We start from the raw sequence: 13,224 nt of genomic DNA, 5'->3' as shown, positions 1-13,224 counted from the left end.
CATGGCATCGTCGGTTGCCTATGTCCGGACCGAGCCGGCGGCCACGCTGCCGCCGCCCATTCGCGTCGGCGGCGTCGTCGGGTGGATCCGCGAGAACCTGTTCTCGGGGCTCGGAAACACGGTCCTCACGCTTCTGGCGCTCTACGTCATCTGGGTGACCGTTCCTCCGATCATCGAGTTCTTGTTCGTGGATGCGGTGTGGGAGGGGTCCGACCGCGAAGCCTGTGTGGGGCCGAATGTCGGTGCCTGCTGGGCGTTCGTGGAAGCACGGTTTCCCCAGTACATCTACGGCCGCTACCCGATCGAGGAACGCTGGCGGGTCGACATCGTCTTTGCCCTGCTGGCCATCGGGCTGATCCCGATGGCGATCCCGCGGGCGCCATTCAAGCGCGCCAACGCGGTCTTTCTTCTGGTGGTCCTGCCGGTGGTCTCGCTGATCCTGCTCAACGGCGGCGACTTCGATGTGTGGCTGTCCTGGTGGATCATGCTGGCCGTGGGTCTCGCGATCGCCGAGGCGATCGTGTTCCTCCCGGCTCTTCTGGGGGCCGTGCCCTTCAGCGACCGGCTACGGCCGGCCCTGGTCGCCATGGTGCCGTTCGCGGTCCTGGCGGCTGTCTTCGTCGTCCTCAGTATCGACTTCGGGCTGATGGAGGTCGAGACGGCCTTGTGGGGCGGCCTTCTGGTCACGCTGGTCGTGGCCTTGTGCGGCATCGCCGCCTCGCTGCCGATCGGCATCCTGCTGGCCCTCGGACGCCGCTCGGACCTGCCGCTGGTCCGGCTGTTCTCGGTGATCTTCATCGAGTTCTGGCGCGGCGTGCCGCTGATCACGATCCTGTTCATGTCCAGCGTGATGCTGCCGCTGTTCCTGCCCGACGACGTCTCCTTCGACAAGCTGCTGCGGGCCCTGATCGGCGTCGCCATGTTCGCCTCTGCCTACATGGCGGAGGTGGTCCGGGGCGGGCTGCAGGCGATGCCGAAGGGGCAGTACGAGGGCGCCGACGCGCTGGGGCTCGGCCACTGGCAGAAGATGCAGCTCATCATCCTTCCCCAGGCGCTCAAGCACGTCATTCCGGGGATCGTGAACACCTTCATCGGCCTGTTCAAGGACACGTCGCTGATCCTGATCGTCGGCCTGTTCGATCTCCTGGGCATGGTGAAGCTGAGCCTGGTCGATCCCAAATGGGCGAGCCCGGTCACGCCCGCCACCGGTTACATCTTTGCCGGGTTCGTGTTCTGGCTCTTCTGTTTCGGGATGTCCCGGTACTCTATCTTCATAGAACGCCGTCTCGACCGGAGCGGGCGATGATCGCGACCGCAGAAGACACCGCGCCGCGGGAGCGACCCGCACGACATTTCGTACAAGAGGTGAGTTCGTCATGACCGATCGGTCCGCAACCACGACCCGGCCGTCCGGCGAGGTCGCCGACATGAAGATCTCCGACGAGGTCATGATCAACATGACCGGCGTCAACAAATGGTTCGGTGAGTTTCACGTCCTCAAGGACATCAACCTGACGGTCAACCGAGGCGAGCGCATCGTCATCTGCGGGCCGTCCGGGTCCGGCAAGTCGACCCTGATCCGCTGCATCAACCGGCTGGAGGAGCATCAGTCCGGCTCGATCGTCATCGACGGGACGGAGCTGACCGACGACCTCAAGCGCATCGACGAGATCCGCCGGGACGTCGGCATGGTGTTCCAGCACTTCAACCTGTTTCCGCACCTGACCATTCTGGAGAACTGCACCCTCGCACCGATCTGGGTCCGCAAGACGCCGAAGAAGGAAGCGGAAGAGATCGCGATGACCTACCTGACCCGGGTCAAGATCCCGGAGCAGGCGAACAAATATCCCGGTCAGCTGTCCGGAGGGCAGCAGCAGCGCGTCGCCATCGCCCGCGCCCTGTGCATGAACCCGAGCGTCATGCTGTTCGACGAGCCGACCTCGGCGCTCGATCCCGAAATGATCAAGGAAGTGCTGGACGTGATGATCGACCTTGCCCAGTCCGGCATGACCATGCTGTGCGTGACCCACGAGATGGGCTTCGCCCGGCAGGTCGCGAACCGGGTGATCTTCATGGATGCGGGCATGATCGTGGAACAGAACGCGCCGGAGCCGTTCTTCACCAACCCGCAGCACGAGCGCACCAAGCTGTTCCTGAGCCAGATCCTGCACAACTGAGCGAAGCGGGCGTCTTCTCCGCTTCGCCGGCTGATCGGAAGGCTGCGTCGGTCGTCAGGCGTCGACGTCGTGGCCGGTGGCAACCGGCAGCTTCGGGTCGCCACCCCATTCCGCCCACGATCCGTCATAGACGGAGATCGACGTGTGGCCGAGGGAGCGCAGCGCCAGATTGAGGATTGCCGCGGAGACGCCGGATCCGCAGGAAGTGATCACCGGCTTGGACAGGTCGACGCCTGCATCCACGAAAGCCTCGTTCACCGCGTCGATGGCCTTGAGCGAGCCGTCCGGTCCGATCAGCCGGGTGTAGGGAAGGTTGCGGGCTCCCGGCATGTGACCCGACCTCACGCCCTTGCGCGGTTCCGGAGCGGTCCCGGCAAAGCGCTCGGCGGAACGGGCGTCGACGACGGTCGCCTCGCCGGTGCGCAGCGCATTGATGACGTCGTCCCTGGTGGCCACCATGGCGTGGTCGAGCCGGGCGGTGAAGTGGCGCTGCGGTCGGCGGACCACCCCGTCCTCGACGGGGCGCTCTTCCGACAGCCAGCGGGGCAGCCCGCCCTCCAGCACGAAGACGCGCGGCGCTCCCATGGCGCGGAACATCCACCAGACCCGGGGGGCGGAATAAATGCCCACGCTGTCGTAGATGACGATGGTCTGGCCGTCGCCGACGCCGAGCCGACGCATCGTGCTGGCGAACTGAGCCGGCGAGGGCAGCATGTGCGGCAGGTCGCTGTCCTTGTCGGAAACGGCGTCGATGTCGAAGAAGATGGCCCCGGGGATGTGGGCCTGCCGGTACTCCGTTTCGGCCTTGCGATCACTCGTCGGCAGATGCCAGGACCCGTCGAGGACGACGAGATCCGGCGCGCCGAGATGATCCGAGAGCCACTCGGTGGAGACCAGGTATTGGTAGCGATGGTCTTGCAATGGGCTTGCCCCTAGAACGCACGTCATTCGGATAAACGGACCGGCACCGCAGGCGCGGCCGTTCAAACGGAGGGCGGGAGATTTCCGTTAAGCGCCGTTCGGACGCCCTCGTTTTCCCGCCAGTCTTCTTCTCGTTAACGGCAACGGCCGCAGGCCAACCGCTCGGCTGGATGCGCTTTGGCCCGATCGGCGGACCGGGATCAGCTTTCGCTCAGCTGGATCCGGACACGCCGGTTCTGCCGTCCCTTCTTTTCTATCTTCGTTACCGCAATCGGCCCGATCTCGGCGGTGCGGCGCACATGGGTGCCACCGCAGGGCTGCAGATCGACCTTGTCCCCGATCCGGACCAGGCGGATGCGGCCTGAACCACGGGGCGGCTGAACGCTCATTGTCTTCACGAGCGCCGGGTTTGCGTCGAGCTCCGCATCGGTGATCCACTCGGCTGCGATCGCGTGGTCCGCCATGATCATTTCATTGACGGCGGCCGCGATCGCGTCCTTGTCGAGACCGCCATCGGGGATGTCGAAATCGAGCCGGCTTTCGTCCGCGCCGATCTGTCCCCCGGTCACCGGGTAGGTGAGGACGGCGGTCAGAAGGTGAAGGGCCGAATGCATGCGCATATGGCGCTGCCGACGGTCCCAGTCCAGTTCGGCCCTGACCTGGGTCCCCACGGCGGGCAGTGCCTCGCCATCAACCTGATGGATAATGCTTGTCCGGTCCTCGCCATAGCGGCTGGTGACGATCGCAAACCGCGTCCGGTGCTCGTCTTCCAGATGGCCCGTGTCTCCGGGCTGACCGCCGCCGGCGGCATAGAACACGGTCCGGTCGAGGACGATGCCGCCGTCGGGCGCATGGGCGACCACCGTGGCCTCGCAGGAGCGCAGGTAGGCATCGTCACGGAACAGGGGAACCGTGGTCTCGACCATACGCCGCCTCAGTCAGCCGTTTCGAACGGAATGTCGATCTGCGGCGTCCGTTCCAGCCACTCCGGCACCGGCAGATCCTTGGAGCGCAGGAACTCGGGATTGAACAGCCGCGAGGCGTACCGGTTCCCGTAGTCGCACAGGATCGTCACGATGGTGTGCCCGGGTCCGAGCTCGCGGGCCATGCGGATCGCGCCTGCGATGTTGATGCCGGACGAGCCGCCGAGGCAGAGGCCTTCGTGCTCGAGCAGGTCGAACACGATCGGAACAGCTTCGGAGTCCGGAATCTGGTAGGCGACGTCGACCGGCGCCCCTTCGAGATTCTTCGTGATCCGGCCCTGGCCGATGCCCTCGGTGATGGAGGAGCCCTCGGATTTGAGCTCGCCGGTGGTGTAGTAGCTGTAGAGCGCGGCGCCCATCGGATCGGCGACGCCGATCCTGACTTCCGGATTGCGCTCCTTCAGGGCCATGCCGACGCCGGCCATGGTGCCGCCGCTGCCCACCGCGCAGATGAACCCGTCGACGTTGCCGTCAGTCTGCGCCCAGATTTCCGGACCGGTGGTGCGGATGTGGGCTTCCCGATTGGACACGTTGTCGAACTGGTTCGCCCACAGTGCGCCGTGGGGCAGTTCGCCCTTCAGCTTCTCCGCCAGCCGTCCGGAGACCTTCACGTAGTTGTTCGGGTTCCGGTAGGGGACGGCGGGGACCTCGACGAGTTCGGCGCCCGCGAGCCGCAGCATCAGCTTCTTCTCGTCCGACTGGGTTTCCGGAATCACGATCACCGTGCGGAACCCGAGGACGTTGCCGACCAGCGCGAGCCCGATACCGGTGTTGCCCGCGGTGCCTTCGACGATCGTTCCGCCAGGCTCCAGCTCGCCGCGCTCCATTGCGTCGCGCACAATGTAGTAGGCGGCACGGTCCTTGACCGACTGGCCCGGATTGAGGAATTCGGCCTTGCCGAGAATTTCGCAGCCGGTCTCCTCCGAAGCCCGGTTGAGCCGGATGAGCGGTGTGTTGCCGATGGCGTCGAGAGCGGATCGAAGAATGGCCATGAGATTGCTTTCGCGCTGATGAGCGGCCAAGCTAACGACACCGCCGTGTCACATCAACACCGATCCGGGTCGCTCGGACCCCGGAGGCCGCTCAGGTGGTCTGCAATTTTCGTATAGGTGATTGATCCGACCGCCCGGTGTCGACGTAAAGCCGATAGACCCACACTCCAAGGTGCCAGAACGGACAATGGCTTCCGCGACCGACAACACTCCGTCGTCTGAGGCGACGCTCGATACACTCCTGACCGGATATCTCGCGGGAAGCCTTCCGCCTCCGGTGCAGGTGCTTGTCGAGGCGCATCTTGAGCTCAATCCGGAAAGCCGGCGATGGGCTTCGTGCCTGGAAACAGTCGGCGGAGAGGTGCTCGACCGGCTCGACCCGGTCGCGCCGCGCGGCCGCGACGCCAAACTCGATGCGATCTTCGCCCTCGATGCCGATCCGGCTCCGGACGCCACCCTGGGCTCGCCGGTCGCGCTCCCGACCGGGATCGGACCTTCCGGACTGCCCGCGTCGATCGAGCGTTATGTCGGTCGCTCGCTGAGCGACGTGCCGTGGCGCACACGGCTGCCCGGGATCCGGGAATGGAAGGCGCGGTCCGAGGACGGGTACGTCGCGAGCCTGTTCTGCCTGCGGGCCGGCCACGGCCTGCCGCCGCACACCCACCGGGGAACCGAGATGACTCTGGTCCTTCACGGCAGCTTCACCGACACGACCAGCCGGTACGGGGCGGGAGACATATCGATCGCCGACGACGAGATCGACCACCGTCCGGTCGCAGATCCCGGCGGCGACTGCATCGGCTTCGTCGTGACAAATGCCGGCCTTCGCCTGACCGGACGGATCGGACGCCTGCTTGCGCCGTTTACCCGTCAGTGAGGTCGGCCGATCCGGCCGACCCCGACAGGAAGGCGTGAGCACTCTAGTGGCCGCCTGATCAGGCAAAGCGAGGCTCTCATGGCAAAGCCCTTCGTCGCGACCCCGAATGACGGTGTCGCGTGGGTGACGGGTGCAAGTTCCGGTATCGGTGCGGCAGTGGCGGCGCGGCTTGCGGCGCAAGGCTTCACGGTTGCCGTCACCGCGCGCCGGCAGGAGGAACTCGAGGATCTGGCCGAGAGCGTATCCGGTCCCGGCAGGATCGTGCCGATGGCAGGCGACGTGACCGATGCCGAGGCGATGGACGGGCTGGTCGGGCGGATCGAGGCGGAGCTGGGCGCGCTTGCCCTGGTCGTCCTCAATGCGGGCGTCTACATCCCCGTCTCGGGTGACGAGCTCGACCGGGACGCCTTCGCCAAGACCTTCGACGTGAACCTGAAGGGCACGGTCAACGCGCTGGTGCCGGCCGCGAATGCGATGAAGAGCCGCGGCAAGGGCCAGATCGCCATCGTCGCCTCGGTGGCCGGCTACTCCGGCCTGCCTACCTCGGCGGCCTATGGGGCCAGCAAGGCCGGATTGCTCAATCTCGCCGAAGCCCTCAAGTTCGATTTCGACCATCTCGGCCTGACCATCCAGGTGATTTCGCCAGGCTTCGTGGACACGCCGGCCACCGCCGACAATCCGTTCCCGATGCCCTTCCTGATGGAGGTCGACGACGCGGCCGACCGGCTGATCGCCGGGCTGGCAACCGGCCGGTTCGAGGTCACTTTCCCGCGTCGGTTCACCTATCAGCTCAAGCTGCTGCGGGCGCTCCCGTACTGGCTCTTCTTCCCGCTGCTGGCCCGGGCCACCGGCTGGAACAAGGACAAGGCCACGGGTTAGACCGCAGTGTCGGGACACGCAGACCCTCGGCCTCGGCTTTTTCGACTGAAGGTCAGCTGTTGGCGTCGATCTGTCGGGCCAGGCGCTCCTGCTCTTTCTGGTCGAGCGGAAAGCGCCACATCAGTGCAATCGCCCCGAGCTTGAGGGCAACCGGAACCCAGGCGTAGAGGACGGCAAGGGCAAACAGGCCGTCGGTCGCGGACTTGTCGTCCGGCTGGAAGCCGAACGCCTGCAGGAGCGGGAAGGCGATGCCGACCGCGGCGGCGAGAGCGACCTTGGTCGCGAGCCCCCAGAGCGCGAAATAGAGCGCTGTGCGCTGGGTTCCGGAGGAGGCGGTATCGAGGTCGACGACGTCGGCCTGAATGGAGGCCGGCAGGACCAGATCGGCGCCGACCGCAAATCCGGTGAGCACGCAGATGATGATGAAGGCCGTCAGGTCCCCGGGCCCCAGCGCCGGGACGAAGGCGAAGACCGCGCACGCCCCGATCATGGCGAACGACCAGGCGCGGTGCTTGCCGAGGCGCCGACTGGCGGCCAGCCAAAGGGGGATGCCGGCGATCCCGCACAGGAAATAGAGAAACAGCAGTCCGCCCTGCCATTCGGGCGTGGCGAGCACGCGGCCGACGAAGAACAGGAACAGGGTGGCCGGGAATCCGTTGGCGAGGCCGTTGATCGCGAAGGCGGCGATCAGGCGCAGAAAAGGGCGGTTGCGACGGATGTGTCCAAGACCCTCGCGCAGCCGGACCCGCTGCTTCGAGCGGTCTTTGGGCTCGGGCACGAACAGGACCGCCGCGATCGCGGTCGTCGGGAGAAGCAGAACAACAGTCAGTGCGATCCAGGAGAGGGCGAGGCCGATATCGTTTTGTGCCAGGATGGCCGGTACGCCGGCCGCCAGCAGCGTGCCGGTGACGATCAGGCCTTCGCGGGCGCCGGCGATCCGGCTGCGGCCGTGATAGTCCGTCGAGAGCTCGGCGCCCCAGGCGTTGAAGGGAACGAGGGACGCCGTGCTCGCAATCGATGCCAGAATGCCCCACGTGAGCAGATAGGCGATGGAGGCGCTGTCGCCCGGCACGAACAGCATGTAGCTGGTCAGTGCGGTGAGGGGGGCTGATGCCAGAAGCCACAGCCGGCGGCGGCCGAACCGGGGCTGCCAGCGGTCGGCCAGCACGCCGACCACGGGATCGGAGACCGCGTCGAACAGTCGGACCGCCAGCAGCGCGGCGCCCACCGCCGCGAGCGGCAGTCCGAGCCCCTCCGAATAATAGGTAGGGACCAGGATGAAGAGCGGGAACTGGAGCGTGGCCAGAGGCAGCGCGGGGAGCGCGTAGAGGATGACCGACAGGATCCCGCTGTCGCGTGACTTCGGGGCGCTGCTCACGGGCGCGCGAAGACGAACTGCTTCACGTCGATGGAGCCGGCGCGGAAGCCTGCCTCGCAATAGTGCAGGTAGAATTCCCACATCCGGCGGAACCGCTCGTCGAAGCCGAGCGAAACGAGCCGCGGCCATGCCTCGCGGAAGCGTCCCCGCCATTCCGCGAGCGTGCGGGCATAGTCGCGTCCGAAGCCGATTTCGTGGGCAAGCGAGAGGCCGCTTTCGCTGCCGAGCTTTGCGACGCCGCTCGGCGGCGGCAGCATGCCGCCCGGGAATATGTAGCGCTGGATGAAGTCCGGGCCACGCCGGTAGGTATCGAAGCTCTCGTCCTCGATGGTGATGATCTGAAGCCCGGCCTTTCCGCCCTCGCGCAACCGGTCGTGCAGCATCCGGAAATAGCCCGGCCAGTAGCTCTCGCCGACGGCCTCGAACATCTCGATGGAAACGATCCGGTCGAACTTGCCGTCAAGGTCCCGGTAATCCGTGAGTTGCACGGACACCTTGTCGGAGAGCCCGGCGTCCGCGATCCGGCGGGTGGCATAGTCGTGCTGGGCCTGGCTGATCGTGATCGCCGTCACCCGGCAGCCGATCTCGCGAGCGGCATACTCGGCAAATCCACCCCAGCCGCACCCGACCTCAAGGACGTGGTGATCCGGGCTGAGGCCGGTCCGGCGCGCGAGTTCGCGGTATTTGTCCCGCTGGGCGCTCTCCAGATCGTTGGCGCCGGCGCCGTAATAGGCGGAGGAGTAGGTCATGGAGGGATCCAGCCACGCCTCGTAGAAGGCGTTGCCGAGATCATAGTGGGCGGCGATGTTGCGCTTTGCACCCGACCGGGTGTTGCGGTTGAGCCAGTGCCGCACGGACAATGCGGCCCGGGCGAGGGGATGACCGGCGAGCGCGCGCCCGACGGCGGCCCGGTTGGCGGCGAACAGCTCCAGGAATTCCGTGGGGTCGGGGCTCGACCATTCGCCCGCCATGAACGCCTCGGCGACGCCGATGTCACCGGACTGGAGCAGGCGCCGCACGAAGCGCCAGTCGTGGATGGTGCATTCAGCGGCAGGCCCCGGCTCTCCGGCCCTGACCTGGAACGTGCGGCCGTCCGGCACCGTGACCGTCAACGAGCCCTTCTGCAGCTTCAGCGCAAGCGCAAACCCCCGCTTGGCGACGAGCGGAATGTTGCGCAGGGCGGTCGCGAGATTGACCTGATTGAGAAGGATCGGTTCGGACATAGCGATCGTCATGGTGTGGACTTTCCCGGTTCGGTCAAGTGGCCGGGTGGCCGAATGAGGCAGGTTATCCCGAGGAAGATGACGGGACCGATGGCGGCGACTGCAGTGTCACATCCGCAGGCGAGGTGTGGGTGGCGCGGCTCTTCCCGTCCGGCCGCACGCGCGGTACCAGCGGCACGCGCTTCCACCAGAGCCGGAGCGCCTCGTAGTGGATGCCGGCGATCACCTTGAAGGTCATCAGCGGGATGGTGGCGAACGCATGGGCGAGGCTCCGCCGGGTGGCCGGCCGGTGTTCGCCGACGAAGGTGGCGGAGAGCGTCGGGCCGTCCCGGTCGCGCTCCATGATCCGCAGCCGCACGGCATGCCCCGGCGGCAGGATGTGGAAGCGATAGGTCTCGTCCATCGGCATGAATGGGGACACGTAGAACGCCTTGTCCGCCTGCTGAACGATGCCGGCGGCGGTCGCTTCACCGTCGCGGACCGGAGCGACGTAAGTGTGCCGCTCGCCGAACGTGTTGCGCACTTCGTAGAGCAGCGCGGCGAGCTCGTCGCCCCGATAGGCGAAATAGACGGTGATCGGATCGAACACGTAGCCGAGGATGCGCGGGTAGCTCAGCATCAGCACCCGGTCGGGACGGGCCACACCCGCCTCGGCGAGCAGGCGGTCGACATGGGGGCGCAGCGGAGAGCCATCGCCCGGGCCGTGATCCCTCTCGTGAAGCGAGATCGGCGCGAAGCGGTTGACCGCGAAGAGGGGCGACAGCCTGCGCGCCTCCCCGAGACGGTCGAGGTCGGCGAGAACGGAGAACACCCGGTAGGTGAAACGGTGGCCGACCGGCTTCAGCCGGGCGTGCATGACCGAGCCGACGAACAAGCTGAAGGCCGTGTCGGGCGGAGCGCCATTGGCCGCAACCGTCGTTGGTGTCCGCTTCGTCATTCCGCCGCCTCAAGGAACACCGGATCCGATATCCGTTCCGTGCGCCAGGGCACCGATCCGCCAAGAGCTTCGGCCGCTGCAATCCCGGCAGACAGGCCATCCTCGTGAAAGCCATAGCCGCACCAGGCCCCGGCATACCACGTGCGCTGCCTGCCCTGCAGAGAGGGCAGGCATGCCTGTGCGGCAAGGGCCGCGCGATCATATTGCGGGTGGCTGTAGGAATAGGTGCCGAAGGTGAGGTCCGGCTCGGGGGCGAAGGGCGGATTGAGGGTCACGAACAGCGGGCAGGACCGGTCGATGTTCTGCAGCCGGTTCATCCAGTAGCTGACGGCAACGCCCTCGCTCGGGTTGGTGCTCGGCCAGCTCAGATAGTTCCAGGACGACCACACGGCTTCGCGCTTCGGCATCAGGCGCCGGTCGCGATGGAGATAGACTGTGTTCTCCCGGTATCCGATGGCGCCGAGCAGGTCGCGTTCCGCGGCGCTCGGCTCGGCGAGCATGGAAAGCGCCTGATCGGAATGGGCCGCGATGACAACATGGTCGAACCTATCCCGGTTGCCCGCGCGGTCGATCACGGTTGCGCCGTCCCGATCGCGCTCGATCCGGGCGACCGGCGTCGCCAGCCGGACTTCACCGCGCCGCCTGATCTTGTCGAGCATCCGATCAACATAGACCCGGCTGCCGCCGCTTACCGTCCGCCACTCAGGACGATCGCGGTCAATGAGCCTGTGATTGTCGAAAAAGGCGAGGAGGGCGCAGGCGGGGAAGTCGAGCATGCGGTCGGCCGGCATCGACCAGATCGCCGCCCCCATCGGGACCAGATAGTCGGCGGCGAACGAAGGCGCGAACCGGCGCTCGGCCAGATACTCCGCGAGCGTGATGTCCTCTGCGATGCCCTCGGCGAGATCGGCGCGCGCGCCGGCGTTGAAGCGCAGGATGTCGCGCAGCATCCTCAGAAAACGCGGCGAGACCAGATTGCGCTTGCAGGCGAAGATGGAGCCGAGCGAGTTGCCCGACCACTCCATCGCTCCGCCGCGGGCGGAGACGGCAAAACTCATGTTGCTGGGCTCGGACGGGACGTCCAGCTCGTCGAACAGGCTGACCAGGTTCGGGTAGTTGTGGTCGTTGTAGACGATGAAACCGGTGTCGACGGGGATCGTGCGCCCGTCATAGTCGACGTCGACCGTGGCGGAATGGCCGCCCGGCCGGCCTTCGGCCTCATAGAGCACCACGTCGTGCCGGTCGCACAGGGCCCAGGCGGCGGAATTACCGGAAATGCCCGCACCGATAACGGCAATCCGGGCGGCCTGCGGGTCTTTGATGGAAATGTTCACGCGGCCTGTCCCTTGATCTCTTCATAGGCGGCGAGCGCCTTCTTACGGGCGCTTCCGTGATCGACGACGGGTTCGGGGTAGGTCTCTCCGAGGGTCACGCCGGCGGCCTTCAGGATGTCGGGCGGCGCTTTCCAGGGTTCGTGGATGTGCTCGTCCGGCAGCTCGGCGAGCTCCGGCAGGAAAGTGCGGAGATAGGTGCCGTCCGGATCGAATTTCTTGCTCTGGAGGACAGGATTGAAGACGCGGAAATAGGGAGCGGCATCGGCGCCCGATCCGGCGACCCACTGCCAGCTTGCCGGATTGTTCGCTGCGTCGGCGTCCACGAGCGTGTCCCAGAACCAGTCCTCGCCGACATGCCAGTCGATGAGCAGGTCCTTGGTCAGGAACGAGCCGACGATCATCCGGACCCGGTTGTGCAGCCAACCGGTCTGCCAGAGCTGCCGCATCCCGGCGTCCACGATCGGATAGCCGGTCCGACCCTTCTTCCACGCGCTGAGCGCCGTGCCGGTCTTTGCCCAGGGAAAGTCGTCGAACTTCGACTGGACGTTCCCCTCCTCCAGCGGCGGCAGGTGGTAGAGGAGGTGGTAGGCAAACTCCCGCCAGAGAAGCTCGCTCTGGAATTTCTCGGCTGAGCCGCGAAGGGAGGAATCGTCAGTGTCTTCGGCCCGCGCCGAACAGGCGGACCAGACCGTTCGCGGCGAGATCTCGCCGAACCGCAGATGGGGGGAGAGCGCCGACGTGGCCTCGTCCGCGGGACTGTCCCGGTGGGTCTTGTAGCGGGGGAGTCGCTCGTCGAGGAACGCCGCCAGGCGCTCGCGCGCGCCGGCTTCCCCGGGCGCCCAGGTCTCGCGCAGCCCCCCGGCCCAGTCCGGTTTGGTTGGGCGCAGCTTCAGATCATCTAGGGCGCATCCGTCAGGCCAGTGCTTCGGCGCATTGATCTTCTTCGGGGCGGGCAGCGGAGAGCCGGGATCGAGAATCTGGCGGGCAGCGCGCGCGAACGGTGAATAGACGCGGTAGAAGGAGCCTTCCCCGGTCTGCACGTCCCAGGGCTCGACGAGCAGCGACCCGTTGAAACTCTGGACGTCCAGTCCCTGCTCCTTGAGAGCGCTCTTCAGCCGCGCATCGGCGGCGCACGCCTTCGGATGATAGCGGCGGTTCCAGTAGACGGCCTGTGCCTCCGCCTCGTCCGCGAGCCGAGGCAGCAACTCGGAGGGATCGCCGTCTAGGAGAACCAGGCGTGACCCCGCTTTCTCCAGATCCCGCCCCAGCTTTTTCAGAGAGCCGTGCAGCCACCATTTCGCGGCGCCGCCCAGCGGTCGGAGTGTTTTGGGGCGGGTTTCCTGAATGAAGACAGGAAGCACCGGGCAATCGGTCCCGACCGCCTCGGCGAGAGCGGGATTGTCGGAAAGGCGCAAGTCGTCACGGAACCAGACGATGATGGTCGAGCGGGTCGAAGGCGAAGCGCTCATTTGGTCTCCGTGCGTCGGAAAAGGGACTGGATTTGTTACGCCGGCCGGTTCGGG

Annotated in this window: 12 protein-coding genes; 4 read left to right on the top strand and 8 right to left on the bottom strand. The window is 66.4% G+C overall.

From position 1 onward, the window contains the following. Nucleotide 1 precedes the first annotated feature (1 nt). On the top strand, nt 2-1,306 hold the full coding sequence (locus J2S73_RS13980; protein WP_306886161.1) for an amino acid ABC transporter permease: 1,305 nt from the start codon (nt 2-4) through the stop codon (nt 1,304-1,306). Between the two features lie 121 nt (nt 1,307-1,427). Beyond that, the gene (locus J2S73_RS13975; RefSeq protein ID WP_306886327.1) at nt 1,428-2,177 is read left to right on the top strand and encodes an amino acid ABC transporter ATP-binding protein; all 750 of its coding nucleotides are present in this window, start codon (nt 1,428-1,430) and stop codon (nt 2,175-2,177) included. Nucleotides 2,178-2,231: 54 nt separating this feature from the next. Here J2S73_RS13975 and sseA read toward each other — a convergent pair whose 3' ends face one another. From sseA to J2S73_RS13960, 3 genes are all read right to left on the bottom strand, one after another. Beyond that, nucleotides 2,232-3,098, bottom strand: a complete 867-nt coding sequence (sseA, locus tag J2S73_RS13970; protein ID WP_306886160.1) for a 3-mercaptopyruvate sulfurtransferase — start codon at nt 3,096-3,098, stop codon at nt 2,232-2,234. A 200-nt stretch (nt 3,099-3,298) separates the two neighbouring features. Then, the gene (locus tag J2S73_RS13965; RefSeq protein ID WP_306886159.1) at nt 3,299-4,024 is read right to left on the bottom strand and encodes an alanyl-tRNA editing protein; all 726 of its coding nucleotides are present in this window, start codon (nt 4,022-4,024) and stop codon (nt 3,299-3,301) included. Nucleotides 4,025-4,032: 8 nt separating this feature from the next. Next, nucleotides 4,033-5,073, bottom strand: a complete 1,041-nt coding sequence (locus J2S73_RS13960) for a cysteine synthase A (protein ID WP_306886158.1) — start codon at nt 5,071-5,073, stop codon at nt 4,033-4,035. A 187-nt stretch (nt 5,074-5,260) separates the two neighbouring features. Between J2S73_RS13960 and J2S73_RS13955 the strand changes: the two genes are divergently transcribed. Next, nucleotides 5,261-5,950 carry a ChrR family anti-sigma-E factor gene (locus J2S73_RS13955; RefSeq protein WP_306886157.1) on the top strand — a complete coding sequence of 230 codons (690 nt, stop codon included), beginning with the start codon at nt 5,261-5,263 and terminating at the stop codon, nt 5,948-5,950. 78 nt (nt 5,951-6,028) lie between these two features. Beyond that, a complete protein-coding gene (locus J2S73_RS13950; protein ID WP_306886156.1) occupies nt 6,029-6,829 on the top strand; it encodes an SDR family NAD(P)-dependent oxidoreductase in 801 nt (266 codons plus the stop codon). A 52-nt stretch (nt 6,830-6,881) separates the two neighbouring features. On the opposite strand, the gene J2S73_RS13945 is transcribed toward J2S73_RS13950, so the two are convergent. From J2S73_RS13945 to J2S73_RS13925, 5 genes are read right to left on the bottom strand one after another with little or no spacing between them, the layout of a single operon-like run. Continuing rightward, the gene (locus J2S73_RS13945; RefSeq protein ID WP_306886155.1) at nt 6,882-8,207 is read right to left on the bottom strand and encodes an MFS transporter; all 1,326 of its coding nucleotides are present in this window, start codon (nt 8,205-8,207) and stop codon (nt 6,882-6,884) included. Next, entirely contained in the window at nt 8,204-9,442 is a 1,239-nt protein-coding gene (locus J2S73_RS13940) for an SAM-dependent methyltransferase (RefSeq protein WP_306886154.1), read from the bottom strand. The genes J2S73_RS13945 and J2S73_RS13940 overlap by 4 nt, the downstream gene beginning before the upstream one ends. 52 nt (nt 9,443-9,494) lie before the next feature. Further along, nucleotides 9,495-10,367, bottom strand: coding sequence for a DUF1365 domain-containing protein (locus J2S73_RS13935; protein WP_306886153.1), 873 nt, complete (start codon nt 10,365-10,367; stop codon nt 9,495-9,497). Next, nucleotides 10,364-11,701 (bottom strand): NAD(P)/FAD-dependent oxidoreductase, encoded by a 1,338-nt coding sequence (locus J2S73_RS13930; RefSeq protein WP_306886152.1) that lies wholly within the window; start codon nt 11,699-11,701, stop codon nt 10,364-10,366. Before J2S73_RS13930 ends, J2S73_RS13935 begins: the two co-directional genes overlap by 4 nt. Then, nucleotides 11,698-13,170, bottom strand: coding sequence for a cryptochrome/photolyase family protein (locus J2S73_RS13925; RefSeq protein WP_306886151.1), 1,473 nt, complete (start codon nt 13,168-13,170; stop codon nt 11,698-11,700). Before J2S73_RS13925 ends, J2S73_RS13930 begins: the two co-directional genes overlap by 4 nt. Nucleotides 13,171-13,224 lie beyond the last annotated feature (54 nt).

This window comes from Amorphus orientalis, assembly GCF_030814015.1.
Lineage (GTDB): Bacteria > Pseudomonadota > Alphaproteobacteria > Rhizobiales > Amorphaceae > Amorphus > Amorphus orientalis.
Note: the sequence above shows the minus strand (reverse complement) of the source record. Positions and strands in the feature narration are given on the sequence as shown.

Coding starts and splice junctions, on each gene's coding strand:
- J2S73_RS13980 (WP_306886161.1), top strand. CDS start 2: ATGGCATCGTCGGTTGCCTATGTCCGGACCGAGCCGGCGGCCACGCTG.
- J2S73_RS13925 (WP_306886151.1), bottom strand. CDS start 13,170: ATGAGCGCTTCGCCTTCGACCCGCTCGACCATCATCGTCTGGTTCCGT.
- J2S73_RS13975 (WP_306886327.1), top strand. CDS start 1,428: ATGAAGATCTCCGACGAGGTCATGATCAACATGACCGGCGTCAACAAA.
- J2S73_RS13950 (WP_306886156.1), top strand. CDS start 6,029: ATGGCAAAGCCCTTCGTCGCGACCCCGAATGACGGTGTCGCGTGGGTG.
- J2S73_RS13940 (WP_306886154.1), bottom strand. CDS start 9,442: ATGACGATCGCTATGTCCGAACCGATCCTTCTCAATCAGGTCAATCTC.
- J2S73_RS13960 (WP_306886158.1), bottom strand. CDS start 5,073: ATGGCCATTCTTCGATCCGCTCTCGACGCCATCGGCAACACACCGCTC.
- J2S73_RS13955 (WP_306886157.1), top strand. CDS start 5,261: ATGGCTTCCGCGACCGACAACACTCCGTCGTCTGAGGCGACGCTCGAT.
- J2S73_RS13935 (WP_306886153.1), bottom strand. CDS start 10,367: ATGACGAAGCGGACACCAACGACGGTTGCGGCCAATGGCGCTCCGCCC.
- J2S73_RS13965 (WP_306886159.1), bottom strand. CDS start 4,024: ATGGTCGAGACCACGGTTCCCCTGTTCCGTGACGATGCCTACCTGCGC.